Origin of the sequence: Noviherbaspirillum cavernae (assembly GCF_003590875.1) — a bacterium.
Lineage (GTDB): Bacteria > Pseudomonadota > Gammaproteobacteria > Burkholderiales > Burkholderiaceae_D > Noviherbaspirillum > Noviherbaspirillum cavernae.
On the sequence record NZ_QYUN01000002.1, the window covers coordinates 1,698,812 to 1,719,479 of the forward strand.

At 62.6% G+C, this 20,668-nt stretch carries 15 protein-coding genes; 1 reads left to right on the forward strand and 14 read right to left on the reverse strand.

Features of this window, described 5'->3' with window-relative positions; translation table 11 throughout:
- Positions 1-38 precede the first annotated feature (38 nt).
- A complete protein-coding gene (locus D3870_RS08010; RefSeq protein WP_119738117.1) occupies positions 39-1,544 on the reverse strand; it encodes a flagellin N-terminal helical domain-containing protein in 1,506 nt (501 codons plus the stop codon).
- Positions 1,545-2,124: 580 nt separating this feature from the next.
- Positions 2,125-3,630 (reverse strand): flagellin N-terminal helical domain-containing protein, encoded by a 1,506-nt coding sequence (locus tag D3870_RS08015; protein WP_119738119.1) that lies wholly within the window; start codon positions 3,628-3,630, stop codon positions 2,125-2,127.
- Between D3870_RS08015 and D3870_RS22010 the strand changes: the two genes are divergently transcribed.
- Complete coding sequence (locus D3870_RS22010; protein ID WP_147375739.1) at positions 3,629-3,907, forward strand: hypothetical protein; 279 nt, start codon at positions 3,629-3,631, stop codon at positions 3,905-3,907. The two genes, D3870_RS08015 and D3870_RS22010, sit on opposite strands and share 2 nt — an antisense overlap.
- 160 nt (positions 3,908-4,067) lie before the next feature.
- On the opposite strand, the gene D3870_RS08020 is transcribed toward D3870_RS22010, so the two are convergent.
- The 12 genes from D3870_RS08020 to D3870_RS08075 form a co-directional block, all read right to left on the reverse strand.
- Complete coding sequence (locus tag D3870_RS08020) at positions 4,068-4,367, reverse strand: hypothetical protein (protein ID WP_119738121.1); 300 nt, start codon at positions 4,365-4,367, stop codon at positions 4,068-4,070.
- A 32-nt stretch (positions 4,368-4,399) separates the two neighbouring features.
- A complete protein-coding gene (infA, locus tag D3870_RS08025; RefSeq protein WP_119738123.1) occupies positions 4,400-4,660 on the reverse strand; it encodes a translation initiation factor IF-1 in 261 nt (86 codons plus the stop codon).
- Between the two features lie 506 nt (positions 4,661-5,166).
- Positions 5,167-5,823 carry an LbetaH domain-containing protein gene (locus tag D3870_RS08030; RefSeq protein ID WP_242489901.1) on the reverse strand — a complete coding sequence of 219 codons (657 nt, stop codon included), beginning with the start codon at positions 5,821-5,823 and terminating at the stop codon, positions 5,167-5,169.
- 5 nt (positions 5,824-5,828) lie between these two features.
- Entirely contained in the window at positions 5,829-6,635 is an 807-nt protein-coding gene (locus D3870_RS08035; protein ID WP_119738125.1) for an NAD-dependent epimerase/dehydratase family protein, read from the reverse strand.
- 5 nt (positions 6,636-6,640) lie between these two features.
- Positions 6,641-7,705 (reverse strand): FkbM family methyltransferase, encoded by a 1,065-nt coding sequence (locus D3870_RS08040; RefSeq protein WP_119738127.1) that lies wholly within the window; start codon positions 7,703-7,705, stop codon positions 6,641-6,643.
- Between the two features lie 16 nt (positions 7,706-7,721).
- Positions 7,722-8,279 carry a dTDP-4-dehydrorhamnose 3,5-epimerase gene (gene rfbC / locus D3870_RS08045; RefSeq protein WP_199710566.1) on the reverse strand — a complete coding sequence of 186 codons (558 nt, stop codon included), beginning with the start codon at positions 8,277-8,279 and terminating at the stop codon, positions 7,722-7,724.
- Positions 8,276-9,523 (reverse strand): class I SAM-dependent methyltransferase, encoded by a 1,248-nt coding sequence (locus D3870_RS08050; RefSeq protein WP_119738130.1) that lies wholly within the window; start codon positions 9,521-9,523, stop codon positions 8,276-8,278. Before D3870_RS08050 ends, rfbC begins: the two co-directional genes overlap by 4 nt.
- Positions 9,520-10,593, reverse strand: coding sequence for a CDP-glucose 4,6-dehydratase (gene rfbG, locus D3870_RS08055; RefSeq protein ID WP_119741834.1), 1,074 nt, complete (start codon positions 10,591-10,593; stop codon positions 9,520-9,522). Before rfbG ends, D3870_RS08050 begins: the two co-directional genes overlap by 4 nt.
- Positions 10,590-11,363: a glucose-1-phosphate cytidylyltransferase gene (gene rfbF, locus D3870_RS08060; protein ID WP_119738132.1), complete on the reverse strand. Its 774-nt coding sequence runs from the start codon at positions 11,361-11,363 to the stop codon at positions 10,590-10,592. The genes rfbG and rfbF overlap by 4 nt, the downstream gene beginning before the upstream one ends.
- Entirely contained in the window at positions 11,360-15,895 is a 4,536-nt protein-coding gene (locus tag D3870_RS08065) for a tetratricopeptide repeat protein (RefSeq protein WP_158590406.1), read from the reverse strand. Before D3870_RS08065 ends, rfbF begins: the two co-directional genes overlap by 4 nt.
- A 25-nt stretch (positions 15,896-15,920) precedes the next feature.
- Complete coding sequence (locus D3870_RS08070) at positions 15,921-18,743, reverse strand: tetratricopeptide repeat protein (protein ID WP_158590407.1); 2,823 nt, start codon at positions 18,741-18,743, stop codon at positions 15,921-15,923.
- A gap of 31 nt (positions 18,744-18,774) precedes the next feature.
- A complete protein-coding gene (locus D3870_RS08075) occupies positions 18,775-20,478 on the reverse strand; it encodes a GGDEF domain-containing protein (protein ID WP_119741836.1) in 1,704 nt (567 codons plus the stop codon).
- Positions 20,479-20,668 lie beyond the last annotated feature (190 nt).

A 20,668-nucleotide genomic window follows, 5' to 3' on the forward strand; every position in this document is an offset into this window, starting at 1 on the left:
CAGCCGGGGTATCGGTCTGCATCAAACTGCGGAGGTGATTAGCCGCGCAGCAGGGCCAACACGCCGTTGGGCAGCGAGTTCGCCTGCGACAGCATGGCGGTACCGGCCTGCTGCAGGATCTGGCCGCGCGTCAGCGCCGCCGTTTCCGACGCGAAGTCGGCATCCTGGATGCGGCTGCGCGCAGCGGACAGGTTTTCCGAGGTGGTCTGCAAGCTGGTCACGGTGGAGGCGAAGCGGTTCTGCAACGCACCCAGCGCCGCACGCGAATTGCTGATGCTGGAGAGCGCCGCATCGATGGTGGACAGGGCATTGTTCGCGCCGGAGACGGTGCTGATGTCCAGCGAAGCCACCTGCGTCAGGGTCGACGCCTGCTGCGCGGCTGCCGCGCCGGCAAACAGGCCGCCGGAGGAGCTGGTGCTGGAGCTGATGGTGTAGCCGGAGCTGGAGCCGAACTGCAGCGAGCCGCCCACGGTCGCGCTGTTGGTGGCGCCGCCCGAGGTCAGGGTCTGCTGCGTGCCCATGTTCGCGCCGGAGAAGGCGTCCTGGCCGTCCAGCTTGACCGTGCCGCCGGCGGAGTTGGTGAAGCTGGTGATCTTGACGTCGGTGCCGTCGGACGACTTGAGCGTCACGGTGCCGCCGTTGACGGAGGCGCTGATGCCGGTGGAGGAGGTCTGCGCATTGATCGCCGAGCCCAGTGCCGACAGGTCGTTGGTGGCGTTGATGGTGGCGCCGATGGCCACGCCGTTCAGCGAGAAGGTGACGTTGCCGACCGACTGCAGGCCGCTCAGTGCCGCCTGGGTCTGCGCGGTGGCGGTCACGCCGGTGGTCGCGGTCGACGAGTTGATCGTGGCGGCGATGGTCTTGGCAGAGTCGCCTGCGTTGACGGCGGTCGTTGTGGTCTTGCCGTTGCCGGCGATGGTCAGGGTCTGGGCCTTGACGTTGTTCACTGCAGCGATGTTGGATGCGCCGGTGGTGGACGCGCCGCTGATGGTGGTGCCGGCACCGGCCGCGATGTTGTTGGCCAGCGTGAAGTTGCCGATGTCGGAAGCCTTGGCGCTGTTGATGCCGACGTTGATGACCTGGTTGGCGTTGGCGCCGACCTGGAACTGGGTGGACGACAGCGAGCCGTCGAGCACGTTCTGGCCGTTGAACTGGGTGGTGGTGGCGACGCGGTTCAATTCCTGGGTCAGCTGCGAGACTTCCTGTTGCAGCGAGGCGCGGTCGGAGGCGGAGTTGGTGCCGTTGGCCGATTGCACTGCCAGTTCGCGCATGCGCTGCAGCAGGTCGCCGGTGGTGCCGAGGCCGCCTTCAGCGGTCTGCGCCAGCGAGATGCCGTCGTTGGCGTTGCGCTGGGCCTGGTTCAGGCCGCGGATCTGGGCGGTGAAGCGTTGCGAAATGGCGAGGCCGGCGGCGTCGTCCTTGGCGCTGTTGATGCGCAGGCCGGAAGACAGGCGTTGCAGGGAAGTGGCAAGGGATGACTCGGATGCCGAGAGGTTGCGTTGCGCATTCAACGACGCGGTATTGGTATTGATGATTGCTGGCATTTGGATTCTCCTGTTAAGGCCATCATGTTTTCCGGCTCAAGCGCTGCCAACTTTGGTCTGCCCCCATGCTGCGCGGGGAAAAGGGCCGCTGTCACCAGACATATCGGACGAGACTGGAAAAACTTTAGGCCCGGAAGCTTTATTTTTTCCAATCGTGTCCAAACCCGAACCGGGCAACTCTACTTCGGACGGTTTAGGAAAATCTTTAGTGCCAAAAAGCAACTTGATAAGTATTTTTTGCAATTCTTTTTTTTGATGTGTTTGTCAAAATGGCATGCAAAAGCGCTCGCAGAGCGGCGCAGGCGTGCAAAGGCGGGATTCTCCGTTGCGACGTCTCTCGGAATGGCAGGAAGGTGTCTGCATCGATTCACGGCGCGAGATTCATGATGCGAAAGAGAGAAGTCAAGAATGGTGACCCATTGTCGCTCGGAGTGAAGCGAGGAACCTCAAGCCCAACCATGCTGTACATGCGTATTCAGCAGGGGAACTTTGTGCATGCCACCAATGAAAAAAGCCGCCTTGCGGCGGCTCTGGCGAACAAAGTCCCGGCTGGAAACACCAGCCGGGACAATGGTTTGTATCAGCGTTGCAGCAAGGAGAGGACGCCGTTGGGCAGCGAGTTCGCCTGCGACAGCATGGCGGTACCGGCCTGCTGCAGGATCTGGCCGCGCGTCAGCGCCGCCGTTTCCGATGCGAAGTCGGCATCCTGGATGCGGCTGCGCGCAGCGGACAGGTTTTCCGAGGTGGTCTGCAAGCTGGTCACCGTGGAGGCGAAGCGGTTCTGCAACGCACCCAGCGCCGCGCGCGAGTTGCTGATGCTGGAGAGCGCCGCATCGATGGTGGACAGGGCATTGTTCGCGCCGGAGACGGTGCTGATGTCCAGCGAAGCCACCTGCGTCAGGGTCGACGCCTGCTGCGCGGCTGCCGCGCCGGCAAACAGGCCGCCGGAGGAGCTGGTGCTGGAGCTGATGGTGTAGCCGGAGCTGGAGCCGAACTGCAGCGAGCCGCCGACGGTCGCGCTGTTGGTGGCGCCGCCCGAGGTCAGGGTCTGCTGCGTGCCCATGTTCGCGCCGGAGAAGGCATCCTGGCCGTCCAGCTTGACCGTGCCGCCGGCGGAGTTGGTGAAGCTGGTGATCTTGACGTCGGTGCCGTCGGCCGACTTGAGCGTCACGGTGCCGCCGTTGACGGTGGCGCTGATGCCGGTGGAGGAGGTCTGCGCATTGATCGCCGAGCCCAGTGTCGACAGGTCGTTGGTGGCGTTGATGGTGGCGCCGATGGCCACGCCGTTCAGCGAGAAGGTGACGTTGCCGACCGACTGCAGGCCGCTCAGTGCCGCCTGGGTCTGCGCGGTGGCGGTCACGCCGGTGGTCGCGGTCGACGAGTTGATCGTGGCGGCGATGGTCTTGGCAGAGTCGCCTGCGTTGACGGCGGTCGTTGTGGTCTTGCCGTTGCCGGCGATGGTCAGGGTCTGGGCCTTGACGTTGTTCACTGCGGCGATGTTGGAGCCGCCGGTGGTGGAGGCGCCGCTGATGGTGGTGCCGGCACCGGCCGCGATGTTGTTGGCCAGCGTGAAGTTGCCGATGTCGGAAGCCTTGGCGCTGTTGATGCCGACGTTGATGACCTGGTTGGCGTTGGCGCCGACCTGGAACTGGGTGGACGACAGCGAGCCGTCGAGCACGTTCTGGCCGTTGAACTGGGTGGTGGTGGCGACGCGGTTCAATTCCTGGGTCAGCTGCGAGACTTCCTGTTGCAGCGAGGCGCGGTCGGAGGCGGAGTTGGTGCCGTTGGCCGATTGCACTGCCAGTTCGCGCATGCGCTGCAGCAGGTCGCCGGTGGTGCCGAGGCCGCCTTCAGCGGTCTGCGCCAGCGAGATGCCGTCGTTGGCGTTGCGCTGGGCCTGGTTCAGGCCGCGGATCTGGGCGGTGAAGCGTTGCGAAATGGCGAGGCCGGCGGCGTCGTCCTTGGCGCTGTTGATGCGCAGGCCGGAAGACAGGCGTTGCAGGGAAGTGGCAAGGGATGACTCGGATGCCGAGAGGTTGCGTTGCGCATTCAACGACGCGGTATTGGTATTGATGATGGATGGCATGTCTGTTCTCCTGTCGATCTGTCGGGGGCGAGCGGGGGATTCCGTCTCGAGCCTTGTTGCACCTTTTATCGGGCGATACTGGAAAAAATTTAATCGAAATATCTATATTTTTTTTCCGGTCTTGCCTGAATTTGCAGCAGGCAACTCATCTTCGGAAGGTGCCGAAAAATCTTTAGGAAAAAGAGCGATTTCGCAATTATTTTGCGAATATTCCAGCCGACTGCCCGAATGGGCTAAAGAAAGAAGGGAAGTTGCCGTCAATAGCTCCCTCCAGTGAATTGGATGGGGTATTTGGCGGGGCGGCCCGCTTCTCCGGCATGACGGAGAAGCGATGGCTGAAGAGATTGACTACTGAGATTAACTACTGCCTGCGTCCCGTTTGCAAGTGCAGGGGAGTCGAAGCAGAGTGCAGATACGGCGCGCTTGCGCCGATGCGCTTATCGATAGGTGTATGTTGCCGTGGGTGGACGCGATATCAACTGGGAAATCGCGCGGTGTAAGCGATCCCTGGTTCGTTTTTCCCTGTGCTCGTTCCCGGAAGTGGTCAATTCCAGATCCGGGAAATACAGCCGCACGGACTTTGTCGCAGTGACGAGATCGAGCCGGTGAGCATGCTCAAGCCGGAAGTCTTGTCCAAGGTCCCAGACGCATTCGGAGAGCAATATGCCATGTTCCATGGCAATTGCTCTTGCACTCTCGGAAATGGCGTCGGCACCTGTCTTGCGATCAATCTTCATGTCGACTCCTTTATTGACGCGTCCGTACCGCCTTAGCGACGGCGCTGCGTGCGCGGGCCTACCGGTCCGCGTTTCTCGATATGGCGGAAGGTAATGCGCCCTTTGCTGAGATCGTACGGAGACAGTTCCAACGTCACCTTGTCGCCTGCGAGGATTCGAATGTGGTGCTGCCGCATCTTGCCGGAAGTGTAGGCAATCAGCTGATGGCCATTGTCGAGGTTCACACGGAAGCGTGAATCCGGGAGTACTTCTTCAACAAGACCGTCCATTTCAAGAAGTTCTTCTTTCGCCATTCTTCATTTCCTTGTCTGGGCTGCTTTGCCAAGGCCGGCAGCCATGAGTTGCACGTTGCAAAGACAACGTGTGTTGCGGCTCGTGAGAGTGGGCCAGTGAGCCGACCTGCGAGCAGGCTTCTAATTACGATTTCGCTCTCGTTGCATGCCTTTGTTCGTCCAGCACAAACAAGGAGCGCTTTGAAGGGGCGCATTGGTGTGCGCCTTCATGACACGGAGAAACATTGGGAATGATCAACACGCTTGAAACTCGAACCTGCGTGCGACCAAGGATAGGTAAAGGACTGGAGGACTGGCTGCCAATCCGAAAAGGGCAATCTGCCCAGCGAACGCGCATTATAACGCATCGCCTGAATACGCATTTTCAATGGAGGCAGCACATCGTTATTGCTCATCGGAAATCCACGTTGCCACGTCGCCGATCAACGCATGCGCGGCGTGCAAATCAGCTTCCTGCGACAGTATTGCGTTGATTTGCGGAACCGCGCGTGCAAGTGCCACGCATATCATCCCAGCCGGAAAATATCCTCCAGCACGGCGCGTTTGGCCGGCTTGAATGTCGGTACGCCGTTGTCTCCATTAAAGGCCATGCAATCGCCCGGCGTATCGTGATTGATGATGCTGGTTCCCTGCGCCAGGACGGTGCCGCTGGCGACGTGGCAGCGGCCGATGATGGCCGTGTTCGGATACATCACCACGCCGTCGCCGATCACCGGGGCGATGCCGTGATTCTTGCCGACCGTGGAGTTTTGATACAGCACGAGATGGTTTCCATAGGTCGCCTTGGCCAGCACGATGCCGACGGAGTGGCCGATGAAAAAGACCTCCGGCATCTCGATCTCGTAAAACAGATCGATCGCGTTCAATGCCTTGTTGAGGCAGAACAGGCGAGTCGGCACGGCCGGGTCGCGCTCGTTGCACCAGATGGTGTTGGCGAGGTAATACAGGTAGATGCAGTACTGGCTGGAGTTCAGATAGTTGAAGCGCTCGGGCGTCCACATCCGCACGGCATTGATGCAGCGTTCCAATCGTGTCAGCGCCTCGTCGATGTGGCGGCTCACCTGCGTTCGCACCATGTCGCCTTTCCCGTCCGGGAAGAACGTGGCGACCTGGGCGCAGGTGTAGTCGATCAGGCTTTGGCGCGTGTGTTCAAGCAGTTCCATCGCAATCACATTCCTTTCAAACGGGATTCGATCACGGCGCGCACCGGGCGCGGCACCAGGCCAAGTGCAGACAGCCGCTGCACGTCGCACAGCGGGGCTTGCTGGCACGCAATGTCGCGGCTCAGGCTGACGGACCAGCCGCAGCGGTTGAAGACTTCCGTCAGCTCCGCATTGGACACGTTTTCGCCGCTGGCGAGATTGACGATGCCGTTGGCAGCGTGATCGGACATGGCGCGCAACGCCGCCACCACGTCGTCGAGGTGGATATAGTCGCGCACGTAGCCTGTACCCGAGTCGAGCGTAAATTGCTTCTCACGCGCGGCGCGTTGCAGCCACTCCGACAGGTAGCCGGGAGCGCCGGGGCTCCAGTCATAGACGCAGGACAGGCGGGCGACCGCGGTGCGTTCGGCGGCGACGGTCAGGCACAGGTTTTCGCCCAGGGCCTTGGAGAGGTCATACAGATGGCGCGGATTGGTCGGGTTCAGCGCCAGCGCCTGCGTTTCCTGGCCGCTGTCACTGTCGCTGCCGAGGCTGTCGTACAGGCGCGTCGAGGACAGATAGATCAGGTGCGAGAAGCGGGCCTCGCGTAATACGCGCGCCAGCAGGCTGACATGCGCTTCCACGGTGTCGAAGGGACGCGCTGCGTAGTCTGCGGTCAGCCCGATGCAATAGAACACCTGCCCGAGGTCGAGCGAGAGCAGCCCGACGTCATCGCGTGGCGGGGCGTACACCTCGTGTCCCGCCGCCCGCAATGCGGCCACGAGGCGGGTGCCGACGAAGCCCGATGCGCCGAGTACGGTATAGCGGGGCATGAGGTTTACAGGCCGCCGATCGGATGGTGCAGCGCCGGGTCCTTGTGGCGCAGCAGCTTCGGGCTGACGCCTTTGCAAATTCGGTAGCGCGGCGAATCGAATAGCGCGCCGTCCTTGACTGCCACCATGTTGAAGCCGTGCGGCGGGCCTTCGAGATAGACCGCGTCGGCCGGGATCAGCTCGATGGGCTGGCTGGACAGGTCATAGTTCGAATTGAAATCGCGCACGGCAAAGACGTGATAGCCGACATTGGTCAGAAGCTTGACGATGTCGGTGTTTTCCAGACCGCGGCTCCAATCGACGTAGTGGCGATGCACTTCGAAGACGATATTGGGGGCTTCACCTGCAGGGCGCTCCAGATACGCCTGGGCGCCTTGCAGGGCGCGCAGTTCTGCGCCTTCGATATCGAGCATGATCAGGTCGAGCTGGGCAACGCCTGCTGCCTTCAGGTAATCCTGGATGGTGACGGTCTGGAAGCCGTCGCTGCTGCCGGCGTGCGCCACTTCCGGGTGTGCGAACGAGTCGAAGCCGACCAGCTTCAGCGTCGTCGAGCTGTTGTCCCACAGTCCCTCGGAACGCGGCACGATGTTGGTGAGGCCGTTCAGTTCGGCGTTATGCATCAGCACGCGCCGCTGGTCGTTGTTGGGTTCGAAGGCGTGAACCGTGCCGTGATTCTTCGCGGCTTGCCTGGCGATCAGAATCGCCTGGTCGCCGAAATACGCGCCGCCGATCACGACCTGTTTGGCGCGGCTGGCGAGATCGACCAAAAGGCGTGAAGTCTGCGGTTCCCACGCGTGGTCGGGCTGTGCCGGTTCGGACATGACGAAATCGCGCGCAATCTTCGAGCGGTAGAGGAAATCGAGTTGCGTGCCGTCGGCCAGCACTTTTCTCACCATCTGGTCGTCGTCATGCAGCGCGTCGATCAGCGGGCCGGTGACGTCTTCGCGAATGTCGATGTCGCGGGTCGCGATCTTCTTCTCGAAGGCTTGCATCTGGCGAATGAACTCGGCGCGCCATTCCGGCTTCTGCGCGATCATGCCCAGTGCCGCCAGCAGTTTTTCTTGATCCATGTTGTCGTCCAATCTCTCAATGAGTCTTCGTGGTTTCAAAACATTCGGAGAACAGCGGTAGCGCACGGTCCTTGTCCGATATCGTGCGATTGTTGCAGTCCGGCCAGGCGATGTCCAGGGCTGCATCGTCCCAGCGCAAACCACGCGCTGCTGTCGGGTGAAACACTTCCGCCATGGCGTAAAACACTTCCGTGTCGGCTTGCAGCGTCTGAAAGCCATGTGCCACGCCGCGCGGAATGTAGAGCTGGCGGTGGTTGTCCGCTGACAGCTCGACGCCAAACCAGCGACCGAAGGCAGGCGAGTCGCGACGCAGGTCCACGATCACGTCGAATACCGCGCCGCGTGTGACGCGCACCAGTTTTTCCTCTTCGTGCGGTGCTGCCTGATAGTGCATGCCGCGCAGCGTTCCCTGGCGCGGATTCCACGACACACTGTGCTGCAGAAAATTCGGATTCAAGCCGTGGTGCGCGAACTCCTCGGTGCACACGGTGCGCGCAAAGAAGCCGCGTTCGTCTTCGTGCCGTTCGATGTCGATCACGAATGCGCCGGGCAAGGGGGCAGGGGTGAACTTCACGCAATGACCTCGACTGAAGGGATGGGCACGACGAATTTGCCTCCCCATGTGCGGATGTCAGCCATCTGCTGCATCACTTCCTCCTTGATGTTCCATGGCAGGATCAGCAGATAGTCGGGGTGCGTTTCGAACACCGTTTCGGGCGCGCGGACCGGAATGCGCGTGCCCGGCAGCAGACGGCCCTGCTTGACCGGATTCTTGTCCACCGCGTAGTCGATGAAGTCCGTGCCGACGCCGCAATAATTGAGCAGCGTATTGCCCTTGGCGGCAGCCCCATACGCGGCAATGCGGCGGCCTTCGCGCTTGGCCGCAAGCAGGAAGTCGAGCAGCGCGCGTTTCGTGCCGCGTACTTTTTCACCGAACGCGGCATAGGTCGCAAGCTGCGTCAGGCCGGCGGCTGCTTCCTGCTTCAGGCAGTCGGCGACGGCGGCGTTTTCGGCATGTGCGGCTGCGTGATGGCAGGCATACACGCGCAGGCTGCCACCGTGCGTAGGCAGATGTTCGACGTCGAAGAAGCGCAATCCGGCGCGCTGGAAAATCGGCACGAGCGCCGTCAGCGACAGGTAGGAATAATGTTCGTGGTACAGCGTGTCGAACTGGTTCTGTGCCATCAGGTTGAGCAGGTGCGGGAACTCCAGCGTGATCACGCCTTGCGGCTTGAGCAGGAGCGGCATGCCACCCACGAAATCGTTGATGTCCGGCACATGGGCCAGCACGTTATTGCCGAGCAGCAGATCGACTTGTCCGCCTTCCGCGGCGAGCTGCGCCGCCGTGTCGCGGCCGAAGAACATTTCACGGCTCTCGACGCCGACCTTGCGCGCTGCTGCGGCCGTGTTGGCGGTCGGTTCCACGCCGAGGCTGGGAATGCCGGCCTGCACGAAATACTGCAGCAGATAGCCGTCGTTGCTGGCAATTTCCACGACGCGGCTGGCGGCATCGAGGCCGAAGCGCGGGATCATCATGTCCACATAGCGTCGCGCATGTGCCAGCCATGAGCTGGAGAACGAGGAGAAGTACACGTAGTCATCGTGGAAGTGCGCTTCGGCACGCGATACGTCGGACAATTGCACCAGCCAGCAGCGCTCGCATACCAGCGCATGTAGCGGATAGAACATCTCGCCGCGCGCGGCATTTTCCGGCTTGACGAAGGCGTTGGAAACGGGCGACAGGCCGAGGTCGGCAAACGTGTGCCTGACGGGATCGAGCGGCGCGCCGCAAGAGCGGCAGGTGGACGAGTGAGTCATGAGCAGAATTGATCCAGCTGTTGTTCGGTGATGGCGCGGGCGGCGGACGGTTGTTGCGCGACGGTGTAATACCACTGTGCCGTTTTCTCCAGTCCTGTTGCCAGTTGCCATGTCGGCGTCCAGTCCAGCAGACGCCGCGCCTTGCTTGAATCAAGGTACAGAAAGCGCGCTTCGTGCGGCGCCTGTTCGGCATTTTCTTCCAGTTGCCAATTCAGCGCCGGCCAGTGCGCCTGCAAGCGCGTCAGCACATCGGCCACAGAAAGATTATCGGCAGCATCCGGCCCAAAGTTGAATGCGTCGGCCATCGCGGCTTCGCCGCCCGACAAGCGCGCGCCGAGCAGCAGATAGCCATGCAGGGATTCCAGCACATGCTGCCAGGGGCGGGTGGCCGCCGGATTGCGGATCAGCAGCGGCTGGCGGCTCGCCACCGCGCGCGCCGCATCCGGAATCAGCCGGTCGTCGCTCCAGTCGCCGCCGCCGATGACATTGCCGGCGCGGGCCGAAGCCAGCAACGGGCCGCTGTTCGAGAAGAAGCTTTTGCGATAGCTTTGCACGACCAGTTCCGTCGCTGCCTTGCTGGCGCTGTACGGGTCGCTGCCGCCCAGCGGATCACTTTCACGATAGCCCCAGATCCATTCGCGGTTGTCGTAGCATTTGTCGGTGGTGATGACCACGATGGCCTTGACGCTGGGGCAGGCGCGCGCCGCTTCCAGCAGGTTGACCGTGCCCATCACGTTGGTGGACCAGGTTGCCGCCGGTTCGCGGTAGGACAACCGCACGAGAGGCTGCGCGGCGAGGTGGAAGATGACTTCGGGCGCGGCTTCGCGCATGGCCGTCGTCAAGGCGACCTGGTCGCGGACATCGCCCGTGACATGCCGCGTCAAGGCTTCGCCGACGCGCGCCAGTTCGAACACGCTGGGCGTTGTGCAGGGCGGCAGCGCGTATCCGGTCACGTGAGCGCCGAGACGTGCCAGCCACAAGGACAGCCACGAACCCTTGAAGCCGGTATGGCCGGTCACGAAGACCCGGCGGCCCGCGTAGGCGGCTTGCAGAGAGTGCGCTCCGCTCATCGCCACACCTTCCACGGCGCGTGATCGGTCTGCCACAACTCCTCCAGCATGTTCTTCTCGCGCAGTGTGTCCATCGGTTGCCAGAAGCCACTGTGCTCGAATGCCATCAACTGTTTCTCGGTCGAGAGATTGGCCATCGGTTCGAGTTCCCAGCTGGTCGCGTCGCCATCAACCAGGCTGATGACTTCCGGTTGCAGGATGAAAAAGCCGCCGTTGATCCAGCCGCCGTCGCCTTGCGGTTTTTCCTGAAAACCGGTCACCGCATCGCCGTCGCGCATCAGCGCGCCGTAGCGGCCCGGAGGCTGCACAGCCGCCACCGTCGCCAGCTTGCCGTGCGATTTGTGGAACGCGATTTCCGCTGTGATGTCGATATCCGCCACGCCGTCGCCATAGGTGAAGCAGAAGGGCTGGCCCGGCGTCAGGTACTGCTTCACGCGCCGCAGGCGGCCGCCAGTCATGGTGTTCGGCCCGGTATCGACCAGCGTCACGCGCCATGGCTCGGCATTCTGCTGATGCACTTCCATCCGGTTTTTCTCCATGTCGAAGGTGACGTCGGACATGTGCAGAAAATAATTGGCGAAGTATTCCTTGATCACATAACCCTTGTAGCCGAGGCAGATGATGAAGTCGTTGACGCCGTGATGCGCGTAGATCTTCATGATGTGCCACAGGATCGGCTTGCCGCCGATTTCGATCATCGGCTTGGGACGCAGGTGGCTTTCTTCCAGAATGCGCGTGCCGAGGCCGCCGGCGAGAATAACCGCTTTCATGCATTGCTCCCTTCGTTTTGTTTGCCGTCGTTATGCTTGTCGTCGTTATGCTTATCGTTGCACCAGTTGAGCCACATGCCGCGATAGGCGTGTTCGAGATGGCGGGTGAAGCGCGGCGCGTTCATCAGGGGGCTTGCCTGCACGCGCTGGCGCAGCCCGGCGCGGGTGCGCGCGAGGCGCGCGGGGTCGAGCGCCAGCGCGGCGGCGATCTCGAGGTAGGCGTCCTCGCTGTGCGCGACCAGCTCCGGCAGGCCGGCATTGGTCAGGATCGTCACCCCCATGCGCGCGGTGAAGTGGCCGCCGGCCAGCGTCACCAGCGGCACCCCCATCCACAGCGTGTCGAGGCTGGTGGTGCCGCCGTTGCAGGGGAAGGGGTCGAGCGCGATGTCGATCCGGTTGTACAGCGCATACTGGTTGGCGGGCGCGCGCGGCACGAGGATCTGGCGCTCGGACGGAATGCCGAGCCGCGCCAGACGCTGCTCGACCTCGGCGCGCCGGGCCGGCTCGTCGATGCCGTGGATCTCCAGCATCAGGCGCGCGTGCGGCACCCGCTGCAGCAGGCGGGCCCACAGCGCCAGCACCGGATCGGTCACCTTGGCGAAGTTGTTGAAGCAGCCGAAGGTGACGAAACCGTTGTCCAGCGCCGGCGGATGATCGATCACGGCCGGGCTGTCGTCGTGGGCGCGGTAGCAGCAGAAGATCTCGGGCAGCCGCCACAGTTGCTCGGTGTTCAGGTGCTCGGTCATGCCGGCCGGTTCCGCATGGACGTCGGTGAGGCGGTAGTCGATGGCGGACAGGCCGGTGGTGGCGGGATAGCCGAGCCAGGTGGCCTGCACCGGCGCCGGCTTCCTGGCGAAGGCCAGCAGGCGGTTGCCGCCGGTGTGGCCGGCGAGGTCGATCAGGACGTCGATGCCGTCGGCGCGGATGCGCGCCGCCAGCCGTTCGTCGGACAGGTGGCGGCAGGGGATCCAGTGCTCGGCCAGCGCCTGCAGGCGCTGCGTGACCGGATCCTGGCGGGTGCCGTTGTAGTAGCAGAACACCTCGACCTGCGCCTTGTCGTGCAGCGCCAGCACCGGCTCGATGAAGTAGGACACGGCATGGCGGTTGAAGTCGGGCGAGACGTAGCCGATCCGCAGGCGGCGCTGCGGATCGCGCACATTGCCGTGCGGCATCCATGCGGTCTTGAGCGGCGTCTCGAACTGCGCGCCGAAGCGCGCGTGCTCGGCATGCATCTGCTCGGGGCTGTACGACGAGGAATACTGCATGTCCAATAACATGTTGCCGTAGGCATCGGGATAGTCCGGCTTATAGGCAAGCGCTTGCCGGTAGCAGGCGATTGCCTCGTCGGGTTCGCTCTGCTGGTGGTATGTGCGGCCGAGGTTGCAGTGGGCTTCGGCAAAGTCCGGTCTGATTCGCAGCGCCGATTGAAAACATTCCCTTGCTTCGGCAATCCGGTTTTGCTCCGTGAACGCATTGCCAAGATTGTTGTAGGCATCGGCAAAGTCCGGCTGGAGCGCAGTCGCGGTTTCATAGCAGGAAACCGCTTCGCCAAATTGCCCTTTGAGCGCGAATGCGATGCCTAGGCTGTTGTACGCCTGAACGTAATCCAGTTTGAGCGCGATCGCTTGCAGGTAGGACGATATCGCTTCGTTCAGATTTCCCTGCTCCGCATAGGCATTGCCGAGGTTGTAATGGCTGCCTGCATCGTTTGGATCGAGCGCGATCGATTGCCGATAGCAGGTTATCGCATCGTCAAAAAGACCCTGGTCGTAGAAGGCCGTGCCCAGATTGTTGTACGCGCCGTGGCAATTCGGATCCTGAGCCAGTGCCGCCAGGTAGCTGTCAACCGCCTCGGCGATTCGACCCTGAATATGATATGCCGCACCAAGACTGTTATGGGCATCGGCGAAGCCGGGCTCGATATCGATTGCGGCTTTGTAACTGTGCGTGGCTTCGTCCAGCTTTCCTTGCAGCCGCAATGCATTGCCGAGGTTGTTGTAAGCGATGGCAAAACGAGGGGCAAGGGCGATCGCTTTCCGGTAATGGTCAATAGCTTCCTCCAGCTTGCCCTCATCCGCGAATGCGAGGGCAATGCCATGATGCGCCGCAGCCAAATCAGGATTCAAGGCAAGCGCTCGCTGATATGACAGGATCGCCTCATCCAATTTCCCTTGATCGAGAAGGACAGTGCCCAGGTTGTAGTGGGCTTCGAACCGCATTGGATCGGCGGTGATAGCCTGCAGGTAACTCGTTGCCGCTTCGTCCAGCCTGCCTTGCTCCTTGAGCGCATTCCCCGAATTGTTGAGGGCAGCAGCATCCGCTGCGGTGACGGAAATTTCTGCTGGCACCGTATCGTTCTCGCAGCTTTCGCACCAGTTGTGCCACATGCCGCGATAGGCCTGTTCCAGATGGCGGGTGAAGCGCGGCGCATCCATCAGGGGGCTTGCCTGCACGCGCTGGCGCAGCCCGGTGCGGGTGCGCGCGAGGCGCGCGGGGTCGAGCGCCAGCGCGGCGGCGATGTCGAGGTAGGCGTCTTCGCTGTGCGCGACCAGTTCCGGCAGACCGGCATTGGTCAGGATCGTCACCCCCATGCGCGCGGTGAAGTGGCCGCCGGCCAGCGTCACCAGCGGCACCCCCATCCACAGCGTGTCGAGGCTGGTGGTGCCGCCGTTGCAGGGGAAGGGGTCGAGCGCGATGTCGATCCGGTTGTACAGCGCATACTGGTTGGCGGGCGCGCGCGGCACGAGGATCTGGCGCTCGGACGGAATGCCGAGCCGCGCCAGACGCTGCTCGACCTCGGCGCGCCGGGCCGGCTCGTCGATGCCGTGGATCTCCAGCATCAGGCGCGCGTGCGGCACCCGCTGCAGCAGGCGGGCCCACAGCGCCAGCACCGGATCGGTCACCTTGGCGAAGTTGTTGAAGCAGCCGAAGGTGACGAAGCCGTTGTCCAGCGCCGGCGGATGATCGATCACGGCCGGGCTGTCGTCGTGGGCGCGGTAGCAGCAGAAGATCTCGGGCAGCCACCACAATTGCTCGGTGTTCAGGTGCTCGGTCATGCCGGCCGGTTCCGCATGGACGTCGGTGAGGCGGTAGTCGATGGCGGACAGGCCGGTGGTGGCCGGATAGCCGAGCCAGGTGGCCTGCACCGGCGCCGGCTTCCTGGCGAAGGCCAGCAGGCGGTTGCCGCCGGTGTGGCCGGCCAGATCGATCAGGATGTCGATGCCGTCGGCGCGAATGCGCGCCGCCAGCCGCTCGTCGGACAGGTGGCGGCAGGGGATCCAGTGCTCGGCCAGCGCCTGCAGGCGCTGCGTGACCGGATCCTGGCGGGTGCCGTTGTAGTAGCAGAACACCTCGACCTGCGCCTTGTCGTGCAGCGCCAGCACCGGCTCGATGAAGTAGGACACGGCATGGCGGTTGAAGTCGGGCGAGACGTAGCCGATCCGCAGGCGGCGCTGCGGATCGCGCACATTGCCGTGCGGCATCCATGAGGATTTCAGCGGCGTCTCGAACTGCGCGCCGAAGCGCACGTGCTCGGCATGCATCTGCTCGGGGCTGTATGACGAGGAATACTGCAGTTCGAGCAGCAAGGCATTGTGGGCAGGCGCGAATCCGGGGTTCCGGGCGAGCGCCTGGCGGTAATAGGCGATGGCTTCGTCGGGCTTGCCCTTGCCATGCAATGCGGTTCCCAGATTGTTGTATGCGGCCTCGAAATTCGGGTTCAGACCAAGTGCGGTCTGGTAGCAGGCGATGGCTTCGTCCAGGTTGCCCAGCAGGGTGTGCGTGATTCCCAGGTCGTTGTGGGCATCCACAAAATCCGGTCGCAGTACCAGCGCTCTTTTATAGCTCGCCATCGCCTCATCCAATCTGCCTTGATTGCGCAGCGCACATCCCAGATTGTGATGCGCAGCGAAGAATCCCGGATCGAGGGTTACGGCATTCTGGAAACTGGCTAGAGCATGCTCTAGCTGTCCAGCGTTCGAAAGCGCGATTCCGATGTCATTGTGCGCCCCGGCAAATTTCGGTTTGAGCGTGATGGCGTTTTGAAAGCAGGCTATCGCCTGATCGGTGTCGCCTCGCGATGTGTAAAGCACACCCAGATTGGCATATGCCTCGGCAAAGCGGGGATCGATCGCAATGGCTTGCTGATAGCAGGCTTCCGCATCCTGCATGCGGCCGCAGTCCTTGAATGCATTGCCCAGATTGTTTTGCGCGAGTGCATTTCCCGGTGAATGGGACAGCAGCTCCTGATAGGCAGAGATGACGTCATTGACCCGATTCAACTCGCGATAAACCGGCTCGAGCGCGAAATAATAATTGGCATTGGATGGTTTGAACTTGATCGCCTGCCGGATCAGTTCAATCGCCTCGTCATGCTTCCTCAATTGATGCGCGATGACGCCGCGCAGATGCAGCGCATCGGGATTGCGCGGCATTTTCCTGTAGAGCGCTTCCGCCTGCTGCAGACGGCCAGCCCGATGGTGCTGCAGAGCAGTTTCGATATCCGATGACGTGTGGCTTCGCTGGTGTTTCATAAGCAGATGGCAGGCGCTGTGGTTTTCATTGGAATGCCGGGGATCCTTCAATTGCCGCTGTTTGTTTGCTTTCGCACCAGTTGTGCCACATGCCGCGATAGGCCTGTTCCAGATGGCGGGTGAAGCGCGGCGCATCCATCAGGGGGCTTGCCTGCACGCGCTGGCGCAGCCCGGCGCGGGTGCGCGCGAGGCGCGCGGGGTCGAGCGCCAGCGCGGCGGCGATGTCGAGGTAGGCGTCTTCGCTGTGCGCGACCAGTTCCGGCAGGCCGGCATTGGCCAGGATCGTCACCCCCATGCGCGCGGTGAAGTGGCCGCCGGCCAGCGTCACCAGCGGCACCCCCATCCACAGCGTGTCGAGGCTGGTGGTGCCGCCGTTGCAGGGGAAGGGGTCGAGCGCGATGTCGATCCGGTTGTACAGCGCATACTGGTTGGCGGGCGCGCGCGGCACGAGGATCTGGCGCTCGGACGGAATGCCGAGCCGCGCCAGACGCTGCTCGACCTCGGCGCGCCGGGCCGGCTCGTCGATGCCGTGGATCTCCAGCATCAGGCGCGCGTGCGGCACCCGCTGCAGCAGGCGGGCCCACAGCGCCAGCACCGGATCGGTCACCTTGGCGAAGTTGTTGAAGCAGCCGAAGGTGACGAAGCCGTTGTCCAGCGCCGGCGGATGATCGATCACGGCCGGGCTGTCGTCGTGGGCGCGGTAGCAGCAGAAGATCTCGGGCAGCCACCACAATTGCTCGGTGTTCAGGTGCTCGGTCATGCCGGCCGGTTCCGCATGGACGTCGGTGAGGCGGTAGTCGATGGCGGACAGGCCGGTGGTGGCCGGATAGCCGAGCCAGGTGGCCTGCACCGGCGCCGGCTTCCTGGCGAAGGCCAGCAGGCGGTTGCCGCCGGTGTGGCCGGCCAGATCGATCAGGATGTCGATGCCGTCGGCGCGAATGCGCGCCGCCAGCCGCTCGTCGGACAGGTGCCGGCAGGGGATCCAGTGCTCGGCCAGCGCCTGCAGGCGCTGCGTGACCGGATCCTGTCTGGTGCCGTTGTAGTAGCAGAACACCTCGACCTGCGCCTTGTCGTGCAGCGCCAGCACCGGCTCGATGAAGTAGGACACGGCATGGCGGTTGAAGTCGGGCGAGACGTAGCCGATCCGCAGGCGGCGCTGCGGATCGCGCACATTGCCGTGCGGCATCCATGAGGATTTCAGCGGCGTCTCGAACTGCGCGCCGAAGCGCGCGTGCTCGGCATGCACATCTTCCGGGGCGTAGTCAGCCGAGTACTGCATCGCAAACAGGATGTTGCTGTGCGCCGTAGTGAACTCGGCGTCGAGGCCCAAGGCTTGCCGATACCATTCGATCGCCTCGTCAGGCTTGCCGCGTCCGTGCAGGGCGAGGCCGAGATTGCTATAGGCGCTCACCAGTGCCGGGTTTGCCGCAATCGCCTTTTCGTAGCAATCGATTGCTCGGTCGAGCTTGCCCTCGTTGCTGAAGCAGCCGCCCAGGTTGTTATGTGCGTCGGCAAAGTCCGGCTTGAGAATGATCGCGGTTTCGTGGCAGGTGATGGCCTCCGCCAGATTGCCGGCATCCGCGAATGCAAGCCCCAGCCCGTTGTGGGCTTCGGCAAAATCGGGCTTGTATCCGAGCGCCGTCAGGTAGCGGTTGACCGCGTCGCTTATCCGGCCTTCGCCGCGGAATACGTTCCCCATGTTGTAATGCCCCTCGACGGAATCAGGCATCAGTTCGAGACATTTCGTAAAACAGTACGCCGCCTCTTCCAGCATGCCTTCGTCGGTGAACAGCATCCCGAGATTATTGTGTGCTTCCGCGAGATCGGGTTGCAATGCGAGTGCGGATTGATAGAAGTGGATCGCCTCGACTTTCCTGCCCAGGTTCTGCAGCACGACGCCGAGGTTGTAGTGCGCCTCGAAGAAATCCGGATTGACGGCGAGGGCGTTCTGGTAGCACGTCACTGCCTCGTTCAGTCGATTCTGGTCCTTGAGCACGTTGCCGAGATTGCTATGCGCTTCGGCATAGTCAGGAACGATGGTCAGTGCTTGCCGGTAGCAGGCGGCAGCCTCGTCCAGGCTGTCTTGCTGCTTGAAGATCGCGCCCAGATTGTTGTGCACCTGAGCGAAATCCGGCTTGAGCGCCAGCGCCGCAGAGTAGCTCGCGATGGCATCGTCGAGTCTGCCTTGCTCCTGTCGCACGCTTCCCAGGCTGGTGTGCGCGACGACGAAATCGGGCTTGAGTTCGATGGCTTTTCCATAGGCGGCCGCAGCATCGTCCATATTGCCCAGTTTTCTCAGCGAGATTCCCGTGTTCGCATACGCCGCGGCATACGCCGGATCGCATGCAAGCGCTTGGCGGTAGGAAATGATGGCGTCGTCATGCCGGCCTTGATCCGCGTACACGACGCCCAGGTTGTTGTGCGCTTCGGCGAAATCGGCGTTGAGCGCAATGGCCTGGCGATAGCAGACTGCCGCTTCATCCAGATTGCCCTGATCCTTGAGCGCATTGCCCAGCCTGTTGTGGGCCAGTGCGTTGCCCGGTGCGCGTATCAGCAACGTCCGATAGCAGGCCGTAACCTCGTCAAGTCTGTTCAACGCACGCAAAGCCATGTCGAGCGAAAAATAGTAGGCCGCATTGGACGGATGCGCCTGCAGGGCCTTGCCGATCAGTTCGACCGCTTCTTCGTTCCGGTTCAACTGATGTGCGATCACGCCGCGCAGATGCAGCGCATCCGCGTTGTGCGGCATTTTTCTGTAGAGCGCTTCCGCTTCCTGCAGTCTGCCCGCACGATGGAGGTGCAGGGCGCTTTCAAGGTCGGCGAGCTTGTTGCTGCGTTGCTGTTTCATCGATGATCTTTCGGTTCTTGCGGCACGCCGCTCAGTCCGCATTGACGACGCGGTTCTTGCCGGCCTTCTTGGCCTTGTACAGCGCCTCGTCCGCGCGCTTGATCAATTCCACCTGTTCTTCCCCGCTCCGGTACATTGCCGCGCCGGCGCTGAAGGTGATCAGCAGCCGCTCGTGGTTGTGCATGAAGATGCGCTTGGTCAGCTCGCGCTGCACGCGCGTCACCGTCTGCGAGGCTGCCTCCAGCGACGTGTCGGGCAGCACGATCATGAATTCCTCGCCGCCGAACCGCGCGATCACATCCATGGAGCGCAGCGTATCCTTGACCACGCGCACGAGGTGGATCAGGGCCTCGTCGCCGGTACTGTGGCCATATGTGTCGTTGAGTTTCTTGAAATCGTCGACGTCAAGCATCGCGATGCACAGCGACGAATTGCGCCGCTGTGCGCGCGCCATTTCGCGCTCCAGCACTTCGTCGAGTCCGCGTCGGTTCAGGCTGCCGGTCAGCTGGTCTTCGCGCACCAGCTCGCTCATTTGCACCAGTTGCGACTCCAGTTCCTGGATGCGCGTCTCCGCGCCGTGCACCTCGTTGCGCGCCGCCAGCACGTCGTCGTGTGAGCGCAGCGCCTCGATATGCGCCGTGCGCGTGTCGCGCGTGATGTCTTCGAGCAACTGGTTCAGTTCGGGAACGCCTTTCGCCGCGCTGATCTTCTGCGAATACGCCTCGATCTTCCGGTGATAGTCGCCGGTACTAGTCGCGACCGCACCAAGGCGGTCGATCGCGGTCAGCATCATGTCCCTGACGCGCGTTTTCGCCTCCGCAAGGCTGTGCTTGAGCATGCTTTGCTTGTAGATAACTTCCTTCAGGCTGCGCGTGGCGTCCATCAGTGTCGCGTAGTTGATCGGGCCCGACAGCACCTCCTGCACGTTGGTGATCTGCCCGCTCAACCACGAATCGTCTTCCAGCAGCTCGCCGATGTTCTCGATCAGCAGCCTGAACAGGCGCAGCAGCAGTTCGCGCTCTTCGGCGATGTCGCCGCTTCTCATCTCGACCCGGAAGCAGAACTGCTTGAGGCGCGGCTCGATTTCCGACAAGGCCTGGCGCGTACGCGCCATGTTGATGTCCGTGGCCAGCGATTCCGATTCCTTCGTGAGTTCCGGAGAACCCTGCAGCAGCGAAGTCACGGCAAAGTTGAGGGTGCGCGCCAGCATCTCGCGCAGCATCCGCGCAACGTTGCCGTCGATGACGGGCGCGGTGCCCGCATCGACCAGGCTTGCCGGTTCGCGCTCTTCTGCCGGCGCGATGTCATCGACCAGCGGTATCGGCATTCTTTGGACCGGTGCGGGCGTGACGTCATCGACCAGCGGTATTGAATTTGTCCGTGCCGGCTGCTCCTTGGCGGCCGGGGCAGGCTTCAGGTGTTTGTCGGCCAGTTGCTGCAAATGCCTGCCGTAGCCATGCCAGTCACGTGTCTGCGCATTCTCGGCCATCCGCGTGGCATATCCCGCGATGTCGCCGCTTGCGCCGGCCAGATTGGCGGCAAACTCGGTCAATACCCGCTCGGCCGGGGATGGTTCGCGGATACCTGCGACCTCGTCGTAAACGTCCCGGTACGCTTCGGGCGTCGGCGCGATGCGGCGAACGGCAAGACGGCGAAACGCTTCGCGCGCAATGTCGGCGGGACTTTGCTGCGCGGCGGAGTCTGACGATCCTGGTCTTGTCGGTTTTTCTTGCATGGCGGGCGTTTGCGGCCTGTGATGTGCGGCCCGTGAATCGGGCATGTTGCCGGCCATGATAAGGCTTCGGCTGCGCCGCCAACCGAGGGATTAGCAGCAGAAAGCGTCGCTACTTCGGGGTTTTAGGGGGCCAGCCTGTGCGGGCATGCGTGGGCATACGACACCCGCCGGCTGCCGTCGCAACGGGTGC

Excerpts from the sequence above, each read along its gene's own strand:
- D3870_RS08010 (WP_119738117.1), bottom strand. The coding sequence starts at position 1,544 with ATGCCAGCAATCATCAATACCAATACCGCGTCGTTGAATGCGCAACGC.
- D3870_RS22010 (WP_147375739.1), top strand. The coding sequence starts at position 3,629 with ATGTCTGTTCTCCTGTCGATCTGTCGGGGGCGAGCGGGGGATTCCGTC.
- D3870_RS08015 (WP_119738119.1), bottom strand. The coding sequence starts at position 3,630 with ATGCCATCCATCATCAATACCAATACCGCGTCGTTGAATGCGCAACGC.
- D3870_RS08020 (WP_119738121.1), bottom strand. The coding sequence starts at position 4,367 with ATGAAGATTGATCGCAAGACAGGTGCCGACGCCATTTCCGAGAGTGCA.
- infA (WP_119738123.1), bottom strand. The coding sequence starts at position 4,660 with ATGGCGAAAGAAGAACTTCTTGAAATGGACGGTCTTGTTGAAGAAGTA.
- D3870_RS08030 (WP_242489901.1), bottom strand. The coding sequence starts at position 5,823 with ATGGAACTGCTTGAACACACGCGCCAAAGCCTGATCGACTACACCTGC.
- D3870_RS08035 (WP_119738125.1), bottom strand. The coding sequence starts at position 6,635 with ATGCCCCGCTATACCGTACTCGGCGCATCGGGCTTCGTCGGCACCCGC.
- D3870_RS08040 (WP_119738127.1), bottom strand. The coding sequence starts at position 7,705 with ATGGATCAAGAAAAACTGCTGGCGGCACTGGGCATGATCGCGCAGAAG.
- D3870_RS08050 (WP_119738130.1), bottom strand. The coding sequence starts at position 9,523 with ATGACTCACTCGTCCACCTGCCGCTCTTGCGGCGCGCCGCTCGATCCC.
- rfbG (WP_119741834.1), bottom strand. The coding sequence starts at position 10,593 with ATGAGCGGAGCGCACTCTCTGCAAGCCGCCTACGCGGGCCGCCGGGTC.
- rfbF (WP_119738132.1), bottom strand. The coding sequence starts at position 11,363 with ATGAAAGCGGTTATTCTCGCCGGCGGCCTCGGCACGCGCATTCTGGAA.
- D3870_RS08065 (WP_158590406.1), bottom strand. The coding sequence starts at position 15,895 with ATGAAACACCAGCGAAGCCACACGTCATCGGATATCGAAACTGCTCTG.
- D3870_RS08070 (WP_158590407.1), bottom strand. The coding sequence starts at position 18,743 with ATGAAACAGCAACGCAGCAACAAGCTCGCCGACCTTGAAAGCGCCCTG.
- D3870_RS08075 (WP_119741836.1), bottom strand. The coding sequence starts at position 20,478 with ATGCAAGAAAAACCGACAAGACCAGGATCGTCAGACTCCGCCGCGCAG.